General features: G+C 73.5%; 17 protein-coding genes. 6 read left to right on the top strand and 11 right to left on the bottom strand.

Annotated features, from left to right (window positions below; all coding sequences use genetic code 11):
- Positions 1-55 precede the first annotated feature (55 nt).
- From MFF56_RS00430 to MFF56_RS00415, 4 genes are all read left to right on the top strand, one after another.
- Positions 56-1,279, top strand: a complete 1,224-nt coding sequence (locus MFF56_RS00430; RefSeq protein WP_238229297.1) for a protein-glutamate methylesterase/protein-glutamine glutaminase — start codon at positions 56-58, stop codon at positions 1,277-1,279.
- Complete coding sequence (locus MFF56_RS00425; protein WP_066927614.1) at positions 1,276-2,223, top strand: CheR family methyltransferase; 948 nt, start codon at positions 1,276-1,278, stop codon at positions 2,221-2,223. Before MFF56_RS00430 ends, MFF56_RS00425 begins: the two co-directional genes overlap by 4 nt.
- Before the next feature lie 60 nt (positions 2,224-2,283).
- The gene (locus MFF56_RS00420) at positions 2,284-3,573 is read left to right on the top strand and encodes a hypothetical protein (RefSeq protein ID WP_066927616.1); all 1,290 of its coding nucleotides are present in this window, start codon (positions 2,284-2,286) and stop codon (positions 3,571-3,573) included.
- 113 nt (positions 3,574-3,686) lie between these two features.
- Positions 3,687-4,007, top strand: a complete 321-nt coding sequence (locus MFF56_RS00415) for a hypothetical protein (RefSeq protein WP_082773376.1) — start codon at positions 3,687-3,689, stop codon at positions 4,005-4,007.
- A 206-nt stretch (positions 4,008-4,213) separates the two neighbouring features.
- On the opposite strand, the gene deoA is transcribed toward MFF56_RS00415, so the two are convergent.
- The 7 genes from deoA to MFF56_RS00380 all read right to left on the bottom strand — a co-directional run bounded on the left by deoA (position 4,214) and on the right by MFF56_RS00380 (position 10,397).
- A complete protein-coding gene (gene deoA / locus MFF56_RS00410) occupies positions 4,214-5,506 on the bottom strand; it encodes a thymidine phosphorylase (RefSeq protein ID WP_066927620.1) in 1,293 nt (430 codons plus the stop codon).
- A complete protein-coding gene (gene deoC / locus MFF56_RS00405) occupies positions 5,503-6,237 on the bottom strand; it encodes a deoxyribose-phosphate aldolase (protein WP_066927622.1) in 735 nt (244 codons plus the stop codon). The genes deoA and deoC overlap by 4 nt, the downstream gene beginning before the upstream one ends.
- Entirely contained in the window at positions 6,234-7,055 is an 822-nt protein-coding gene (locus MFF56_RS00400) for a purine-nucleoside phosphorylase (protein WP_066927624.1), read from the bottom strand. Before MFF56_RS00400 ends, deoC begins: the two co-directional genes overlap by 4 nt.
- Positions 7,048-7,485 (bottom strand): cytidine deaminase, encoded by a 438-nt coding sequence (gene cdd / locus MFF56_RS00395; RefSeq protein WP_066927626.1) that lies wholly within the window; start codon positions 7,483-7,485, stop codon positions 7,048-7,050. Before cdd ends, MFF56_RS00400 begins: the two co-directional genes overlap by 8 nt.
- A gap of 172 nt (positions 7,486-7,657) precedes the next feature.
- Complete coding sequence (locus tag MFF56_RS00390; protein ID WP_066924975.1) at positions 7,658-8,419, bottom strand: anti-sigma factor family protein; 762 nt, start codon at positions 8,417-8,419, stop codon at positions 7,658-7,660.
- A 79-nt stretch (positions 8,420-8,498) separates the two neighbouring features.
- Positions 8,499-9,134: a sigma-70 family RNA polymerase sigma factor gene (locus MFF56_RS00385; RefSeq protein ID WP_066924977.1), complete on the bottom strand. Its 636-nt coding sequence runs from the start codon at positions 9,132-9,134 to the stop codon at positions 8,499-8,501.
- A 129-nt stretch (positions 9,135-9,263) separates the two neighbouring features.
- Positions 9,264-10,397: a patatin-like phospholipase family protein gene (locus MFF56_RS00380; protein ID WP_066924990.1), complete on the bottom strand. Its 1,134-nt coding sequence runs from the start codon at positions 10,395-10,397 to the stop codon at positions 9,264-9,266.
- Between the two features lie 408 nt (positions 10,398-10,805).
- On the opposite strand from MFF56_RS00380, the gene ispG reads away from it, so the two are divergent.
- Complete coding sequence (gene ispG, locus MFF56_RS00375) at positions 10,806-12,119, top strand: flavodoxin-dependent (E)-4-hydroxy-3-methylbut-2-enyl-diphosphate synthase (protein WP_066924979.1); 1,314 nt, start codon at positions 10,806-10,808, stop codon at positions 12,117-12,119.
- A gap of 56 nt (positions 12,120-12,175) precedes the next feature.
- Here ispG and MFF56_RS00370 read toward each other — a convergent pair whose 3' ends face one another.
- Positions 12,176-13,174 carry a tyrosine recombinase XerC gene (locus MFF56_RS00370; RefSeq protein WP_066924981.1) on the bottom strand — a complete coding sequence of 333 codons (999 nt, stop codon included), beginning with the start codon at positions 13,172-13,174 and terminating at the stop codon, positions 12,176-12,178.
- A gap of 204 nt (positions 13,175-13,378) precedes the next feature.
- Between MFF56_RS00370 and MFF56_RS00365 the strand changes: the two genes are divergently transcribed.
- Positions 13,379-13,561 carry a hypothetical protein gene (locus tag MFF56_RS00365; protein ID WP_066924983.1) on the top strand — a complete coding sequence of 61 codons (183 nt, stop codon included), beginning with the start codon at positions 13,379-13,381 and terminating at the stop codon, positions 13,559-13,561.
- A gap of 54 nt (positions 13,562-13,615) precedes the next feature.
- On the opposite strand, the gene MFF56_RS00360 is transcribed toward MFF56_RS00365, so the two are convergent.
- The 3 genes from MFF56_RS00360 to MFF56_RS00350 all read right to left on the bottom strand — a co-directional run bounded on the left by MFF56_RS00360 (position 13,616) and on the right by MFF56_RS00350 (position 17,041).
- The gene (locus tag MFF56_RS00360; protein ID WP_066924985.1) at positions 13,616-14,677 is read right to left on the bottom strand and encodes a glycosyltransferase; all 1,062 of its coding nucleotides are present in this window, start codon (positions 14,675-14,677) and stop codon (positions 13,616-13,618) included.
- A gap of 200 nt (positions 14,678-14,877) precedes the next feature.
- The gene (locus MFF56_RS00355; protein ID WP_066924987.1) at positions 14,878-16,020 is read right to left on the bottom strand and encodes a glycosyltransferase; all 1,143 of its coding nucleotides are present in this window, start codon (positions 16,018-16,020) and stop codon (positions 14,878-14,880) included.
- On the bottom strand, positions 15,962-17,041 hold the full coding sequence (locus MFF56_RS00350; protein ID WP_066924989.1) for a glycosyltransferase family 4 protein: 1,080 nt from the start codon (positions 17,039-17,041) through the stop codon (positions 15,962-15,964). The genes MFF56_RS00355 and MFF56_RS00350 overlap by 59 nt, the downstream gene beginning before the upstream one ends.
- Positions 17,042-17,219: the final 178 nt, after the last annotated feature.

Genomic DNA, 17,219 nt, shown 5'->3' with positions numbered 1-17,219 from the left:
GACGGGAGGAGGCGCCCGGCCCGTCCACCGCGACCCGTGACCGAGGCGTGAACCGATGCTGGCTGCCCCACTCAACCTTGCGCCGCGCGCGCCGCTCAGGGGGCCGGCCGGCGCTCCCCTCCCGGCGGGGTCCCAGCCCGCGCCGGGCCAGATCCGCGTGCTGATCGCCGACGATTCCGCCGTGGTGCGCGGGCTCGTCGCCCGCTGGATCGGCGAGGCCGGCTTCAACGTCGTCGGCACCGCCTCGAACGGCCGCATCGCGCTGGAGATGATGGGCCGGCACGACCCCGACGTGGTGCTGCTCGACATCGACATGCCGGAACTCGACGGCACCGAGGCGCTGCCCCGGATGCTCGCCGCGAGCCCGACCCTGCAGGTCGTGATGATGTCGACGCTGACCACCCGCAACGCCGACATCTCGCTCAAATGTCTGGCACTCGGCGCGGTGGACTACCTCGCCAAGCCCGAGAGCAACCGCGGCGTCACCACCTCCGACGCCTTCCGGGCGGAACTCGTCGAGCGCGTGCGCCTGTTCGGCGGGGTCCGCGCCCGCGGCCGCCGGCCCGCACCCGTCACCGCTCCGCCCGCCCACGAGCCCGCCGCGCCGATGCCGGCCCCGGCGGCACCCGCCGCCCCGGTCTCGCGCCTGTCCGCCCCCTTCACCCTGCGGCCGAAGGCGCGGCCGAACACGCCCCGCGTGCTGCTGATCGGCTCCTCGACGGGCGGTCCGCGCGCGGTCAACGAGGTGCTGGAGAAGATCGGGGCCGCGACGCTCAGGCGCCTGCCGACGCTGATCGTGCAGCACATGCCGCCGATCTTCACCGCGGTCTTCGCCGAGCACATCGCCGCCCGGGTCGGCCTGCCGGCCGCCGAGGGCAAGGCCGACGAGCCGCTCCAGCCCGGCCGCATCTACGTGGCGCCCGGCGGGCGCCACATGGGCCTCGTGGGCGGAGCGGGCCGCGACCCCGTGATCCGCCTCGACGACGGCCCGCCGGTGAACTTCTGCCGCCCGGCGGTCGACGTGCTGTTCAAGGACGCCGCCCAGATCTTCGGGGCCGCCACCGTCTCGGTGATCCTCACCGGCATGGGCTCGGACGGCACCCACGGCGCGCGCGCGCTGGTGGATGCGGGCGGACCCGTGCTTGCCCAGGACGAGGCGACCAGCACGGTCTGGGGCATGCCCGGCAGCGTCGCCAAGGCCGGGCTCGCCCAGGCCGTCCTGCCGCTGGCCGAGATCGGCCCGGCCCTCCGCGGCCTGATCACGGGGCAGCCGGCATGACCGAGAGCGATTTCGAATTCCTGCGCGGCTTCCTCAAGCAGCGCTCCGGCCTCGCGATGACGGCGGAGAAGCGCTACCTCGTCGAGAGCCGCCTCGGTCCGGTCTGCCGCCGGTTCAACCTCGGCGACCTGCACGACCTCGTGGCCGTGCTGAAGCTCGGCCGCGACGCCGCCGCCGAGCGCGCCGTGGTCGAGGCGATGACCACCAACGAGACCTTCTTCTTCCGCGACCGGGTTCCCTTCGACCTGTTCCGCGACGTGCTGCTGCCGCAGGCGCTCCAGCGCAACGCGGGCCGGCGCCGGCTGCGGATCTGGTGCGCGGCGGCCTCGACGGGCCAGGAGCCCTATTCCCTGGCGATGCTCCTCCAAGAGGCCGCCCCCCGGCTCGCCGGCTGGCAGGTGGAGATCGTGGCGACCGACCTCTCGACCGAGGTGATCGAGCGGGCGAGAGCCGGGATCTACAGCCATTTCGAGGTGCAGCGCGGGCTGCCCGTGCAGTGGCTGATCAAGCACTTCACCCAGGTCGGCGAGAGCTGGCAGATCTCCCAGAGCCTGCGGGCGATGGTCGATTACCGGCAGCTCAACTTGTTAAATGCCTTCGACGGGTTGGGCCAGTTCGACGTGGTCTACTGCCGCAACGTGCTGATATACTTCGACGCACCGACCAAGGCCGACATCCTCAACCGGATCGCCGCCTGCCTCGCACCCGAGGGCGCCCTGGTGCTCGGCGCCGCCGAGACCGTGATCGGCCTGACCGACCGGCTTCAGCCGAACCCGGAGCATCGCGGTGTCTACGGCCACGCCGCGGCCGGCCAGCGCGCGGCCGCGGCGCCGCTCGCCGCGCCTCTCGCGGCCCCCGCCGCGATGCAGGCGCGTCCCCCGGTACCGCCGGTCCTGGCCCCGGCCTCGGCCCTGGCACCGCTTCGCGCCGCGGCCGGGCGATAGGGGCCGGCCTGCCGCGGTCCCCCGGGGCCGCGGCAGGGGAGGGGAGTTCGGACAATCCGCATGGCGCCGCCCGACAGAGCCGCCCCGGGGCCCGTGGCGGGCCGCGGCATCCTTCTGCTGCTCGTGCTGCTGCTCGGCCTCGGCGGGGTAGCGAACGCCCTGCGCAAGGACATCGCCAAGGGCTTCGACGAGGTCGCTCACGTCTCCTACGTCGCGCAGATCCAGCGCGACCGCGCGCCTTGGCCGGATCTCCGGGCCCTGCGCATGCTCGATCCCGCGAGCCTCGCGCCGACGGACCTGCCGAACTACCTCAACCACCCGCCGGCCTACTACGCGGCGCTCGCCCGGCTCGGCCCCGCGATCGGCGCGGACCCGGCGGCACTTCCGGTTCTCCGGTTGATCAATGTCGGGCTCGCCACCGCCGCGATGGGCGCGCTGCTGCTGCTCGCCGCCGGGCTCGCCCGGACCCGGCCCGAATTTTGGGCCTACGCGATCCCGCTCGTCACCATCCCGACCGCGCTCGCCCTGAACGGCGCGGTCAACAACGACAACCTCGCGATCCTCGGCGGCGCGCTCGCCGTCCTCGGCCTCCAGCGCCTGCTCTGCGGGGGGCGCCGCGCCTGGCTCGCCGCGGTGCTGGCAGGCGTCGTCGCGGCCGGGCTCGCGAAGTTCACCGCGCTTCTCCTCATCGGTGGCTGCGCCGGGCCGGTCCTCCTCCGGCTCGTCGTGCGGGGGCGGCTCCCGGGCACCGCGCTGATCGCCGCCGCGCTCGCCCTGGCGCTCGCCGCCGCGCCTTACGCGGTTCTCCTCGCGCAATACGGCAGCCCGGTGCCCGAGGTGCCGGGGCACCTCGCGATGATGCGGGACGGCGCCCGCGAGGCCGGCTGGGACGGCGCGCGCCTCGGGCTCCCCGCCTACCTCGCGAACTTCGCCGCCCTGTTCGCCGTGCAGTTCATGCCGGTCCTGACGGAGCCGGGCCCCGTGGGAACCGCTGCGCTCGCCCTGCCGCTCGCTCTGATGGGCTTGAGCCTCGCGGGAGCCGGCGCGGCCCTCGCCCGCCTCGGCGCGGGGCGCGCGGGGCCGCTCGACCCGCTGGCGGTGGCGGGCTGGGCGGCGATCGGCCTCGTGCTCGCCGCCCATGTGCGGTTCGGCTACCTGAACCACCTCGCGACCGGCTGGCGGCTCGACGCCTATCCCCGCTACTACCTGCCGCTCGCGGGGATCACGGCGGTGGGCTGCGCCTGTCTTGTCGCCGGCCTGCCGGAGGGCCGGGCGCGACGCGGGATCCTGGCGTTCCTGGCCGGCGCGCCGCTCGCCTTCGCCCTGCTCGGCGCGCCGCCCGGCGGCTGAGGCGGCGACGGAATCCTGTACGACCGCCTCAGCCGGTGTTCAGGCCGGCCGCGCCAGTCTCTTCCGCATCGGCCGGCAACGACGCCGGCTCCGACACGATCAGGAGAGCGCCCGTGCAGACCACGCAGCCCGCATCCCGTTCCTTCGGCCGCCGCGCGCTGGTGGCACTCGCGCTCGCCGGCGGGCTCCTCGCCGCGGCGCCCGCCACCCAGGCCGCGCCGCTCGCCGCCGCGCCGATCGCGGCCGCGGACGGCATCACGCCGGTACAGTACGGCTGGGGTCACCACCACGACCATCGTCCCCGCCACTGGGGGCATCACCACCACCGCGGCTGGGGCCATCGCCACCATGGCTGGGGGCACCACCATCATCACCGGCACTGGGGCCATCGCCATCACGGCTGGGGCCATCGCCACCATCACGGCGGCTGGTAGGCGCCGCGGGATCTAGAGCATCGGCCTGGATACGGGATCCAGCCAGCCTCTTGTTTTCGCATCATCTTTTCCGAAAGGCGGACGCCACCTTTCGGGACGATGCTTTAGAGCCTTCTGCATTTCCACGGAAGCGGCAGCAGGCTCTAGGTTACCGTCTTCGCATGCTATTCTCGCGAAATCGGCTTCCACTGTCCCCCCATCATGTTCTAGCCGATCCGCTCCAACACGGCGGCGCCCTCAGGCGCCGCCTCGCCCGCGCGATAGGCCGCCCTGAGGGCCGCCTCCGCCCGGTCCGCCGCCGCGGCATCCGCCGCGTGGACGATTCCGATGAGGTCGCCGGCCTCGCCGGGTCGGGCGAGGTCCGTGAAGCCGACCCGCGGGTCGATCCCGTCCTCCGGCCGGGTCCGGCCGCCGCCGAGTCCGATCACCGCGAGCCCGATCTCCCGCGTCGCGATCCCGGCGACCGGCCCGTCCCGGCGCACCGGTCGCACCACGGGCGCCGCCGGAAGGTGTCGTTCCGGTCGCTCCATGAGGTCCGCCGGCCCGCCGAGAGCGGCGACCATCCGGCCGAACCGCTCCGCGGCCCGCCCCGAGGCGAGCGCGTCCTCGAGCCGCCCCGAGGCCTCAGCCGTGTCGGCGGCGAGGCCGCCGGCCACCAGCATCTCGGCGCCGAGCGCCAGGGTCACCGCGTGGAAGCGCTCGTCCCGCCGCCGCCCGGACATATAATCGAGGGCGTACGCGACCTCGACCGCGTTGCCCGCCGCGGAGGCGAGCGGCGCGTCCATATCGGTGACGAGCGCCACCGTGCGCAGGCCCGCCCCCGTCGCCACCGCGACGATGCTTTCGGCCAGCGCGCGCGCCTCCGGCAGCCCCGCCATGAAGGCGCCCGAACCGACCTTCACGTCCATGACGAGCCCGTCGAGGCCGGCCGCGAGCTTCTTCGAGAGGATCGAGGCGGTGATCAGGTCGAGGGATTCGACCGTGCCGGTCACGTCCCGGATCGCGTAGAGGCGCCGGTCGGCGGGCGCCAGCTCAGCGGTCTGCCCGATGATGGCGCAGCCGACCTCCCGCACCACCGCCTGGAAGCGGCCGAGCCCCGGCACCGCGTCGTAGCCCGGAATGCTGGCGAGCTTGTCCAGCGTGCCGCCGGTGTGGCCGAGCCCGCGCCCGGAGATCATCGGCACGTAGCCGCCGCAGGCCGCCACCATCGCGGCGAGCGGCAGGCTCACCGTGTCGCCGATGCCGCCGGTCGAGTGCTTGTCGAGCACCGGGCCGGGCAGGTCCCAGGCGAGCACCGTGCCCGAATGCGTCATCGCCCGGGTCAACGCCACGCGCTCAGGGAGTGTCAGCCCGCGGAAGAACACCGCCATGCAGAAGGCGGCGGCTTGCCCCTCGGTCACGCGGCCGTCAGTCAGGCCCGCGACGAAGTCCGCGATCTCGGCCGCGTCGAGTCCCTCACCGTCGCGCTTCCGCCGGATCGTCTCCTGCGGGAGCCTCACGCCGCCTCCCGCGCCGCCTTCAGGGCGCCGTAGAGGCTGCTGGCCCCGAGGCGCATCGTCGTCGGCGAGGCCCAGCCCGGCCCCATCAAGCGGTCGGCCAGCGCCAGATAGGTCGCGGCGTCGGCGACGCTGCGCAGGCCGCCCGAGACCTTGAGGCCGGCGGGCCGGCCGGATGTGCGGATCGCCGCCAGCATGGTCTCGGCCGCCTCGGGGGTCGCCGAGACCGGGCTCTTGCCGGTCGAGGTCTTGATGAAGTCCGCGCCCGCCGCCAGCGCCAGCCGGCTCGCGGCGGCGACCGTCCCCGGCTCGGCGAGCGTGCCGGTCTCCAGGATCACCTTGAGGCAGGCCGGGCCGCAGGCCGCCCGCACCGCCGCGACCATCGCCTGCGCCGTGTCCGCATCGCCGCGCAGCAGGGCGCGGTAGGGCAGGACGAGGTCGATCTCCTGTGCGCCGTCGCGCAGCGTCGCGCGGGTCTCGGCGACGGTGGCCTCGACGTCTTCGCCGCCCTCGGGAAAGTTGACCACCGTGGCGATCCGCACCGGGCTTCCCTCCAGCGCGCGCCGACAGACCGGGACGAAGCGCGGCCAGACGCAGACCGCCGCGACGGCGCCCGCGCGCGCGTCCCGGCAGAGCGTCGCGACCGACGCCTCCGTGGAGGCGTCGCCGAGATCGGTGAGGTCGAGGAGCGGCAGCGCGCGGGCCGCGACGGCGGCGTCGATGGGAGCGGTCACGGGGCGGTCTCCGGAAAATCGGCGACGAAGGCCCGGATCAGGCCGGCGAGGTCGTCCGCGGCGGCGCGGGCCGCCGACTGGGTCTCGACATGGTGCGGCGCGCCGCCCGCGATGCCCGCGGCCCAGTTCGTGACCACCGAGACCGCCGCCACGGGCAGGCCGAGGAAGCGGGCGAGGATCACCTCCGGCACCGTCGACATGCCCACGAGGTCAGCCCCGAGCCGGCCCGCCATGCGGACCTCCGCCGGGGTCTCGAAGCTCGGGCCGGAGAACCACGCATACACGCCCTCGCGCAGGGGCAGGCCCCGGGCAGCGGCGGCCCTGGCGAGGCGCGCGCGCAGGTCCGGGTCGTAGGCCGCGTTCATCGGCACGAAGCGGGCGTCGTCGCGCTCGCCGATCAGCGGATTCATCCCCGACAGGTTGATGTGGTCGGCGAGCATCACGAGGCTGCCGGGGCCGGCCTCGGGCATCAGCGAGCCGGAGGCGTTGGTGAGGAGCAGCCGCTCAACACCCAGCATCCGCAGCACCGTGAGCGGCAGGCGCATCGCGGCGGCCTCGCCCCGCTCATAGGGGTGGGCGCGCCCCTCCATGACGAGGACGGAACGTCCCGCGATCCGGCCGCGGTGCAGCCGACCGCCGTGGCCCGTCACGCCGGGCTGCGGGAAACCCGGGATCTCGCCGTACGAGAGAGCGCCCGGCTCCTCCAGGATCCCGGCGACGCGACCGAGCCCGGTGCCGGTGACGACGGCGCAGGCGTGCGGCCCCCCGAACCCCGCGGCGCGCAGGATCTCCGCCGCCCGCGCGGCGATCTCAGCCACCGAGGGTCTCCGGGCCGAACGAGGCGGGCAGCAACGCCTCCAGGGTGAAGCTCGCCAGGATTCCATCGAGCCCGGCCGCGTGGACGGGCGTGGCGCTCTCGGCGAACTCGCGGATCCGCTGGCGGCAGGCCCCGCAGGGCGTCACCGGGCCGTCGCCCTCGCCGAGCACCAGAATCGCGCGGATCCGTGTGCCGCCAGCCGCCACCATCGCGGCGATCGCCCCGGCCTCGGCGCAGGTGCCGACCGGGTAGGCCGCGTTCTCCACGTTGCAGCCGGCATGGACCCGGCCCTGCTCGTCGCTCAAGGCCGCGCCGACCTTGAAGCGGGAATAGGGCGCGTGGGCTCGTTCGCGCGCGGCCCGCGCCGCCGCGAACAGCGCGTCGAGGGGCGCCTCGCCCGGCGGTTCAGGTTCTCGGTCATCAGCCCGCATGGAGGCTGTTTCGCACCCGTCCTCCGGGCTGTCGAGGGCCGCATGGGGGTATGTCCCGGATTCCAAAGGTCGAGACCTTTGGCGGGTGCAGGGCAGAGCCCTGCAATCGGGCCCCGCCTGCCGGCGCCCTCGGGCGCCGAAAGGGTCTCAGGCCCTCCAAAATCCAGTTACCTCACGGCGAGGCGGCGGCGATGCGGGCGGCGGTCGCCCGCAGGGTGTCCTCGTCGCTGTTGCCGCTGAGGGCGTAGGCCGACCGGCCGGAGTTCCAGTAGACCGTCGTGCCGTCGCCGGCCTGGGCGATCTCGTTCAGCGGGCCGTTGCCGCGCCGATGCGTCGCGAAGAGCGAGATCTCGCCGAGGCCGCCCGCATCCGCGACGATCTCCACGCCGGTGCCGTGGCGGGCCGGGAAGATCTGCACGTCGCGCACCGTCCAGCTCTCCGGCAGGCTGGGCAACTGGATGCCGGTCGCGGCCTCGATCGCGGCACGGTCGTAGGCTCCATTGCCGTGCTGCGAGGCGATGCGGGCGCGCATCTGCGTCACCTGCCGGGCCTGCTGGGCGTCCTCGATCAGGGTCGGGTCGACCGGGGCGGCGATGGTGCCGGGGACGCCGAAGCGGCCGACCTCGTCGTGGGCGAGCCAGCCGGCGCCGACCATCACGGCGATCGCGGCCGCCCGCTTCAGCCGGGCGCCGACCCGGCGCCAGCGCATGGAGCGATCGAGGCGGCGCGCGACCTGCCGGTTGCGCTCGGGGCCGGGGCCCGGCTGGAGCGCGAAGGCGGCCCGCAGGGCGTCGCGGTCGTGCAACTCGGCCATCACCCGCGCCGCAGTCTCCGGGTTCTCGGCGAGGTGCGCCTCCACGTCGAGGCGGCGCATCATGTCGAGCTGGCCGTCGATGTAGGCGGTGAGATCGCCGTCTGTGATCGGGTCGATCATCGGGGTCGTCCTGTCGTCTCGGACTTCTGTCGTCGCGGCCTCCGTCAGGTCGCGGGCGGTGTCAGGATGGCGCGCGGTCCTACCAACCACGTAGGGCGCGGCGGGAGAACGGCTCCGGTGCCGGGGCGTTCTCCGGCTCGGGCCGGCCGTCGCGCGCGACGAGGCGCAGCGGCGTGCGCTCCACCGGGCGCGGGCGCGTGCTGGAGCCGCCCTCCTGGCCCTTGCGGGCGCCCTCCTCGAAGGCCCGCAGCGCCGCCCGGCCGCGACCGAGCCGCGACATCAGCGTGCCGATCGGGATGCCGAGCACGGCCGCGGCATCCGCGTATGCCATGCCCTCGATCGTGACGAGGTGGAGCGCGGCGCGCTGCTCCTCCGGCAGGGTGAGGAAGGCCTCGCGGATCTGGGCGAGGCGCACCTGCCCCTCCTGGGCCGGAGGCGCCATCTCGTCGCTCATCTGCACCAGGGCGTCGGCGTGGCGCAGCTCCACCTGCTTGCGGCGCTGGTCGTCGATGAAGACGTTGTGCAGCACCGTCATCATCCAGGTGCGCAGGTTCGTGTTCGGCCGCAGGCTGTTCTGCGATTCGAGGGCGCGCACCAGGGTGTCGTGCACGAGATCGTCGGCCCGGAGGGTGTCGCGGGTGAGCGACCGGGCGTAGCGCCGCAGGGGCACCAGCAGATCGACGATGTCGGGACGCTTCATCTTGTCGAGGCTCATACGGTTTGAACGTCGGACCCCGCGCGCGTAATCCCGCCCGCGCCGGCCGGAATGCCCCGGCGGTGTCCTGGCGCACGCGACGAGCCTGAGGCGCGTCCCGGCGTGGGCGCCACCGCCTGCCGGGCCGGGTTACTGGTAGGCGGATTCGAGGTCGAGGCTGCAGGAGCGCCCGATCTTGTCGTAGTGCTCGCCGAGCCACGCCTCGGCCGCCCGGCGGCCCTTGTCGCGCAGGCGCAGGAACACCCGCCAGCGGGCGTCGAGCTTCGAGGCGGCGTTGTAATCCTCCAACGCGTCGGTGCCGTCGATGCGGTGGACCAGCACGCGCTGGTACTGGCCCTGGCCGAGCACGCCCTCCTCGATCAGCCCGTCCACGAAGTCGATCGCGCGCAGTTCCCGCATCAGGTTGGCGTTGAACGTGATCTCGTTGAGCCGGTCCTGGATCTCGCGCTCGGTGCGGGGCGTCTCGCGCCGCTCCACCGGGTTGATCTGCACGAGCAGGATGTCGCGGGTCTGGGCGCCGCGGTGCAGCGGGTAGAGCGGCGGGTTGCCGAGGTAACCGCCGTCCCAGTAGGGCACGCCGTCGATCTCCACCGCCTGGAACACGGTCGGCAGGCAGGCCGAGGCCATCAGGTGATCGACGGTCAGCCGCTCGCGCTCGAACACCGCGAGCTTGCCGGTCCAGACGTTGGTGGCCGAGACGTAGATGCCGGCGGTCTCGGCCTCGCGCAGACGCTCGAAATCCACCTGGGCGGCCAGCGCCTTGCGCAGCGGGTTGATGTTGAGCGGGTTGGACACGTAGGGACTCGGCGTCAGCGCCTTGGTCCAGAACTCGGCGACCGGGTTGCCCTTCCAGAGGCCGAGGAGGTTGCTGACGAAGCTGCGGGTGGCGGGGCCGAGATCGCCGTCGAGGCTGACCTCGCGCCAGAATCGCTCCAGCCCCTCGCGGGCGCCCTCCGGGCCGCCCTTCAGCCAGCCGTCCACCAGCACGACGCCGTTCATCGCGCCCGCGCTCGCGCCCGTCACCGCCTCGAAGCCGAGACGCCCGTCCTCGATCAGGTGGTCGAGGACACCCCAGGTGAAGGCGCCGTGCGCGCCGCCCCCCTGGAGCGCCAGGGCGACGTTCTTCTCCGCCCTGGGGCCGGCCAGGATCTGCCGAGGCGGGTGGCTGGTCTCGACCGCGTCTCCGACCGGGACGGCGACGTCCGCGCTCGGGACGGCGGTTGCGGGATTGGCGGGTTCGGACCCGTGAGGATGCTCGCTCATCATGTCCTCGAACATGGGATGTTGCGCTGCAGTTACAAATGTTGCGCCGCAGCGGGCGACGGCAAGGCCGCGCATGTCCGGTCATGACCGGTACGGTCGAACGGCGGAACGGGCCCGAGGATCCGACCGAAATTCCGCGCGCCGTGCGCGATCGCATGGCACCGCGGCGCGGCGCGACCTCGACATCCGTGCGCGGATGCGACATGAGACCCGCGAAAAGGGCACGTTCTGCACTCCGTACGGTGGTGTGGCTTGACGTTGCGGCGGATCGACCGCAGCTAAACCTCTCCGTGCGCGGTCCGCGCGCGACCCGAATCGTACCTGAAGACAGACGCGACGGCAGCGGGCGGCCCGGGTCCGTGAGGACCCGCCCCGACGCGCCCGAGGCCTTGAAGCGAAGGTCCCCCGATGGAAGCCATGGAAGCCGAGACCCGCCCCGCGAACCCGCTGGCCGGCGCAGGGCCGGAGATCGCCGGACCAAGCCCCCGCCACCGCACCGCCGGCGTGCAGGTCGGCCAGGGCGAGGGCGCGGTCACGGTCGGCGGCGGCGCGCCGATCGTCGTCCAGTCGATGACCAACACCGACACGGCCGACATCGACGCCACGGTGGCGCAGGTGGCCCAGCTCGCCCGCGCGGGCTCGGAACTGGTGCGCATCACCGTCGACCGCGACGAGGCGGCGGCGGCCGTGCCGAAGATCCGCGAGCGCCTGGACCGCATCGGCGTCCACGTGCCGCTGGTAGGTGACTTCCACTACATCGGCCACAAGCTCCTCTCCGACCACCCGGCCTGCGCGGAGGCTCTGGCCAAGTACCGGATCAACCCCGGCAACGTCGGCTTCAAGGAGAAGAAGGACACCCAGTTCTCCACCATCATCGAGCAGGCGATCCGCTACGGGAAGACCGTGCGCATCGGCGCCAACTGGGGCTCGCTCGACGGCGAACTCCTCACCCACCTGATGGACGAGAACGCGAAGTCGCCTCGCCCGATCGACGCGCGCGCCGTGATGCGCGAGGCGATGGTGCAGTCGGCGCTCTCCTCCGCGCAGCGCGCCGAGGATCTGGGCCTGCCGAAGGACCGTATCATCCTCTCGGCCAAGGTCTCGGCGGTCCAGGACCTGATCGCGGTCTACCGCGAGGTGGCCCGCCGCTCGGACTACGCCATCCATCTCGGCCTCACCGAGGCGGGCATGGGCACGAAGGGCGTCGTGGCGGCGTCGGCCGCGATCGGCGTGCTCCTGCAGGAGGGCATCGGCGACACGATCCGCTACTCGCTGACGCCGGAGCCCGGCGGCGACCGCACGGTCGAGGTCAAGGTCGCGCAGGAACTGCTGCAGACCATGGGCTTCCGCACCTTCGTGCCGCTGGTGGCCGCCTGCCCGGGCTGCGGCCGCACCACCTCGACCACCTTCCAGGAGCTCGCCCGCGACATCCAGAACTGGATCGCGCGCTCGATGCCGGAATGGAAGAAGACCTATCCGGGCGTCGAGGGCCTCAACGTCGCGGTGATGGGCTGCATCGTGAACGGCCCGGGCGAGTCGAAGCACGCCGATATCGGCATCTCGTTGCCCGGCACCGGCGAGAGCCCGAGCGCCCCGGTCTTCATCGACGGCAAGAAGGCGACGACCCTGCGCGGCGCCAACCTCGCCAAGGACTTCGAGACCCTGGTGACCGACTACATCGAGCGCCGCTTCGGCCAGGGTGCCCGCGACGCGGCCGAGTAAGCCGTGATTCCGAAGGGCCGGAGGTCCTTCGGCGGTGTCCCCGGGCTCGGTTTCGCTTAGGCCTCCGCCCGCGGGCGCGGCACCGGCATTCGGCCTGCCCGGGGATGAGCCGCCTCGAAGGCGCTCATCAGCCGGGCGGCATCGACCCTGGTGTAGAGCTGCGTCGTCGAGAGCGAGGCGTGACCGAGCAGTTCCTGGATCGCGCGCAACTCGCCCTGGCGGGCCAGGAGGTGCGTGGCGAAGGAGTGGCGCAGCGCGTGGGGCGTGGCGCTCTGCGGGAGCCCGAGCGCGCCGCGGGCGCGGGCCACCACGTACTGGATGACCCGGGCCGAGAGCGGCCCGCCGCGGGCGCCCACGAAGAGCGGCCCCTCCGCGGGTAGAGGGTGCGGGCAGGCGGCGACGTAGCCCGCCACCGCTTCGGCCACCACCGGCAGCACCGGCACCATGCGCTGCTTGCCGCCCTTGCCGAGCACGGTCACGGCGTCGATGCCCGGCAGCGGCGCGTCCTCGCGCCGGATGCCCAGGGCCTCCGAGATGCGCAGGCCCGCCCCGTAGAGCAGCGCCAGCACGGCGGCGTCGCGCGCCAGGATCCAGGGCTCGCGGTCCTCGCCCGCGCGAAGCTCCGGATCGGTCAGCGCCTTCGCGGCGGCGACCGGCAGCGGGCGCGGCAGGCGCCGCTCCACCTTCGGCGAGCGCACGGCACCGAGCGCGGCGACGACGCCGTGCCCCTCGCGCTCCAAGTGGCGGGCGAAGGAGCGCAGGCCCGCGAGCATGCGCATCAGCGAGCGCCCGCCGACCTCGTCCGCCCGGCGCGCCGCCATGAAGCCGCGGATGTCGCGAGGCTTGAGCGCGACGAGGCCAGCGATGCTCGGGGTGCCGCCGCGCCGCTCCAGATGGATCAGGAACTGGCGCAGGTCGCGGCTGTAGGCCTCGACGGTGTTGTCCGCCATGCGGCGCTCCTGCGCGAGCGCGACGCGCCAGCCGCGGATCGCGGCGCGCAACTCCGGATCGGCCGGCAGCCGCTCGATCTCGGTCAGCGGGAGGGCAGGGGGCATCGGGCTCTCGACAGGATCGCGCGGGCGAGCCCGCAACTCCAGGCCGAGGACCGTTGAGGCCCGGTTAACGCGGCAAGGACCGGCTCGCGTCGATGCAGTCATGCGGACTTGCGGCTCGAGGACTTGCCGCCCGTGGATCTGCAACCCATCGCTCGCACGGACGTTGAGACCGCACAGCGAGAGCAGTCTTTCCGAAGGCGTGCAATGAGCATCTTCCAGATCAAGCAGAAGTCGAACGGCGCCGTTCTTTGGACGGGTTCGGCCGCCGACGAGCAGACCGCCCTCGACGCCATGGCGCGTGAGGCGGGGTACCGCGATTTCTCAGCCCTGCCGGACACGCTGCGCGCAGCCGGCATCGAGGCGGCGAAGCTCGACCTCATTTCTTAAGGACGTGCACGATGCCGCCGCGCCCAACCGTGCGGCGGACCGTCTCGACAGGTCCTAGGCTGGCGCCGCGTCCCCGCGGCGCTCCCACCAAGCCGCCCGCTCCGCGATGAGCACGGCCGTGCGGGCCATGGCCCCAGGTTCGGACAGGGCGCCGATCCGTCGCGGATCGAGCGCGAGGCCGGCCGCGACGAGCCCAGGCCAACGAGAGGCTTCCGGCCAGCCCTCATGCACGACGGCCGCGCCGATTCGGCCGAGCCCGTGCGCCTTCTCGACCTGCTCGCCGTAGGCCCGCTCTTCGGGCAGGCAGACAAAGCGTTTTCCGCGGGCGGCCACTGCCGCCACGACCCCGTCGCCAGCGCCTCCCACCACCAGGGTCGCGCGCGCGATCCAGGGCTCCACATCGGCCACCCAGCCGTGAAGATGCAGGTTCGCCGGAACCGCCGCCGCGCCCGTCACGGGCCCGAGCACGTGCCAGTCCCGCTCCGGTAATGCCCGCGCGGCTGCGGCCAGATCGGCGAGGGTGCCGCCCGCTCCGCCGCGGCCGAACACCACGGCGATTGAGCCGTCGTCCCCGCTGGGAGCGGCGAGTGCCGGTCCGAGGAGGCCGGCATAATGGGTCTTGGCCCTCACCCAATCGGGGGTCGCCGCGCTCTCCAGGATCTCCGGAAAGGGGGCGATCAACCGGTCGGCGCTGCGGAAGGCCTCCAGATGCGGCAGGTCGGTGCGCGTGCCCGCGAGTCGCACCACCAGGGTCGGCAGCGACAACAGCCGGGCGAACAGGGCCACCTCGCAGGAGACGTCCACCACGAGGAGTGCCGGGTCGGCCTCCGCCGCCCAGGTGGCGATGCGGGCCATCCGGGCGCGCAGGCCCGAATGGGCGAGCGGTGCGTAGTGGAAGCTCGTGGGTCGCTCGACCTCGCCGTCCCGCCCGTCGAAGCCGTCCGCGAGCCGGTCGTCGGGCAGGTCGATCACGGGACCCGGCGCACCGGCGGTGTCGAGGCCCGCGAAGGTGCCGAGGAGTGCGCAGGGGCGATCGAGCCTGGCGGCGACCGCGCAGGCCCGGTGCAAGTGCCCGGCGCCCTGATGGTGGACATAGTAGCCGATGGGGCGCGTCATTGGGGGATCCGAAGGGCGTGATCCGGGCGGGCTGGACGGTTTACCGCGTGATGCGCGGGTTCCCACACCCTTGGCGGCAGAGGGAGCGCGGCGCGGTTCGGGCTCACTGACTCGGGATCGGTCCGGCGTCCGGTGTACGGATCATGCCGAACGCACCGCCGATTGCGACGCCTGGACTCCGAAGTCCCCGAGCGACAGCGCTACGCGGCCGCCCGGAGCGTGCGGGCGATCCGCTCCAGATCGGCCAGGGCCGCGTCGAGGGCGACGAAGCGCGCGGGCGGCGCCGCGGCCTCGAGTTGGGCGTGGACGCGCTCCACGTAGGCGATGTCGTTCGGGCAGCTCCCGTCCGCGATCTCGGTCTCGATGGCAGCCACCGTCTCCGCCGGAAGGCCGAAGCCGATGCAGACGGTGCGGCGGGCGGCCTCGCCGCGGCGCCAAGCCCGGCGCAGCGCGGCGCGGCGCTCGATCAGCGTGAGCCAGTGCGCGGCCTCGGGCAGCTCGTAGGGGCCGCCGCTCGCCGCCGCGTCCTCGCGGCGCGCCATCTCGGTCGCCATGCCGCCGCTGACCCGGCCCTCGCGGCGGCCAGAGACGTGGACCGCGACGGCGGGGCAGTGGCGCAGGCGCGCGCCCTGCCGGGTGAGGCGGGCCACCAGCGCGTTGTCCTCGCCGCAGGGCAGGGCGGGCAGGCCGCCGACCGCGCGGTAGAGGTCGGCCCGCAGTGCGAGGCTCGCCGCCGTGTGGTCGCCGTGGCGCGGGGCCGGATCGTGGGGCGGCGGGTCGATCAGGTCTTCGAGCGCGCGCACGCCCGACCAGTAGCGCTCTATCCGGGCGTGCAACTCGGCCAGCGCCGGCGGCACCGCGCTCTCGGCATCGATGACGAGGCGGCCGCCGACCACGTCCGACGTCCTAAGGGCGGCGCGGTTGGCGGCGAGCCAGTCCGGCGGCAGCCAGGCATCCGCGTCGGTGGTGAGCAGCACCCCGTCGGGGTGGCCCTCGGCCGCGAGCCAGTCGGCGCCGGCCTCCAGCGCCATCCGGCGGGCTGTGCCGACATGGGCGTCGGGCGCCGGGATCGTCGCCTCGACCGTGCGCACGGCGAGCGTCGGTAGCGCAACGGCGAGTTCGCGCACGATCCCCGGTGTGCCGTCGTCGCAGTTGTTGGCCAGCACCACGACGCGCAGCGGCGCGGTCTCGGTGAGCCCCGACTGCGCGGCGAGCGAGCGCAGCAGGCGCGGCAGCCGCTCGGCCTCGTTGCGGGCGGGGATGCAGACGACGGCGCTCACGGGATCACTCCGCCGCGCTGAGGATGAGCCGCGGCGCGGCCTGCTCGGCCAGCATCTCGGCATAGACCGCCTCGTAGCGCGCGGTCATCACGGCGGCGTCGAAATGCGCCTCCACCCGGTCGCGGCAGGCGCGGCGGCTCAACGTCGCCGCGCCCCGGATCGCGCGGGCGAGGTCGCTCGCGTCGTCCGCGTCGGCGAGGCGTCCGCAGGACGCGTCGAGGATCTCCGGCATGGCGCCCCGGCGGAAGGCCGCGACCGGCGTGCCGCAGGCGATGGCCTCTGCCACCACGAGGCCGAAGGGTTCCTCCCAGCGCGGCGTCACCACCGCCACCCGGGCGCGGCCGAGATGGGCCGCGAGGTCGTGGTGCGAGAGATGGCCGAGATGCTGCAGGTCGGGTCCGAGCCGCGGCGCGATCTCGCTCTCCCAGTAGGCCGGGTTGAGCTTCGGCCCGGCGAAGACGAGGCGGAAGCCGGCCTCGCGGGCGGCGTCGATGGCCAGATGCAGGCCCTTCTCGGGGACGATGCGGCCGAACCAGAAGGCGTAGGCCTGCGGGTCGGGATCGGCGCTGTAGGGGAAGGTGGTGAGATCGATGCCGTTCGGCACCACGTCGAGCCCGGGAATGAGGTCGGTCCACTCGCGCGCCAGCGTCTGCGAGACCGCGAGGTAGCGCATGTCCGGCCGTGCCGCCTCGATCCCGCCGACGAGGGAGTCGAAGGGCGGCGTGTGCAGCACCGTAACCCAAGGAATGTCGAAGAGGCCGCTCTCCCGCAGGGGCAGGGCGTGCAGGGAATTGTTGTGCACGAGGTCGAAGCCGCCCGCCGCCACCGCGTCGAGGATCCCGCGGTAGGCCGCGTGCTCGGCGGCCTCGATTGCGGCCCAGCGCTCGGCATCGCCCAGATCCTCGCCGGTCGGCGGGCAGACGACGGTGGCGAGGTCCGGGTCGGACCCTTCCGAGGCGAACAGCGTGACGTCGTGCCCGCGGCGCCGGAGTTCCCGCGTCATCAGGTGGGTGTGCATCTCCAGGCCGCCCGCGTAGGGCTGGCCGATCGGATACTTGAGATGGGCGATGACAGCGATCTTCACGCGGCGAACCGTGGTTTGAGGTTGCAGCAGTTCGGGAGAATGCTGGACCGGGGCGCCTCGGGAGCCCCGGTGACTGAGCCGCATGGAACCCTATCGGCAATGAAGGTTCGCTGAACCGCCGCGCGGGCCAGGATTAAAAATACGAAAGCGGCGGGGGAGGATGTCATCCGCCCCCGCC

This window comes from Methylobacterium hispanicum, from assembly GCF_022179285.1.
Classification (GTDB): domain Bacteria; phylum Pseudomonadota; class Alphaproteobacteria; order Rhizobiales; family Beijerinckiaceae; genus Methylobacterium; species Methylobacterium hispanicum.
This window is presented reverse-complemented; position numbering and strand designations above follow the sequence as displayed.

Bases quoted from the DNA above. Each gene is read 5' to 3' on its own strand.
- MFF56_RS00430 (WP_238229297.1), top strand. From the start codon at position 56: ATGCTGGCTGCCCCACTCAACCTTGCGCCGCGCGCGCCGCTCAGGGGG.
- MFF56_RS00425 (WP_066927614.1), top strand. From the start codon at position 1,276: ATGACCGAGAGCGATTTCGAATTCCTGCGCGGCTTCCTCAAGCAGCGC.
- MFF56_RS00420 (WP_066927616.1), top strand. From the start codon at position 2,284: ATGGCGCCGCCCGACAGAGCCGCCCCGGGGCCCGTGGCGGGCCGCGGC.
- cdd (WP_066927626.1), bottom strand. From the start codon at position 7,485: ATGCGGGCTGATGACCGAGAACCTGAACCGCCGGGCGAGGCGCCCCTC.
- MFF56_RS00390 (WP_066924975.1), bottom strand. From the start codon at position 8,419: ATGATCGACCCGATCACAGACGGCGATCTCACCGCCTACATCGACGGC.
- MFF56_RS00385 (WP_066924977.1), bottom strand. From the start codon at position 9,134: ATGAGCCTCGACAAGATGAAGCGTCCCGACATCGTCGATCTGCTGGTG.
- MFF56_RS00380 (WP_066924990.1), bottom strand. From the start codon at position 10,397: ATGAGCGAGCATCCTCACGGGTCCGAACCCGCCAATCCCGCAACCGCC.
- ispG (WP_066924979.1), top strand. From the start codon at position 10,806: ATGGAAGCCATGGAAGCCGAGACCCGCCCCGCGAACCCGCTGGCCGGC.
- MFF56_RS00370 (WP_066924981.1), bottom strand. From the start codon at position 13,174: ATGCCCCCTGCCCTCCCGCTGACCGAGATCGAGCGGCTGCCGGCCGAT.
- MFF56_RS00365 (WP_066924983.1), top strand. From the start codon at position 13,379: ATGAGCATCTTCCAGATCAAGCAGAAGTCGAACGGCGCCGTTCTTTGG.
- MFF56_RS00360 (WP_066924985.1), bottom strand. From the start codon at position 14,677: ATGACGCGCCCCATCGGCTACTATGTCCACCATCAGGGCGCCGGGCAC.
- MFF56_RS00355 (WP_066924987.1), bottom strand. From the start codon at position 16,020: ATGCCGAGATGCTGGCCGAGCAGGCCGCGCCGCGGCTCATCCTCAGCG.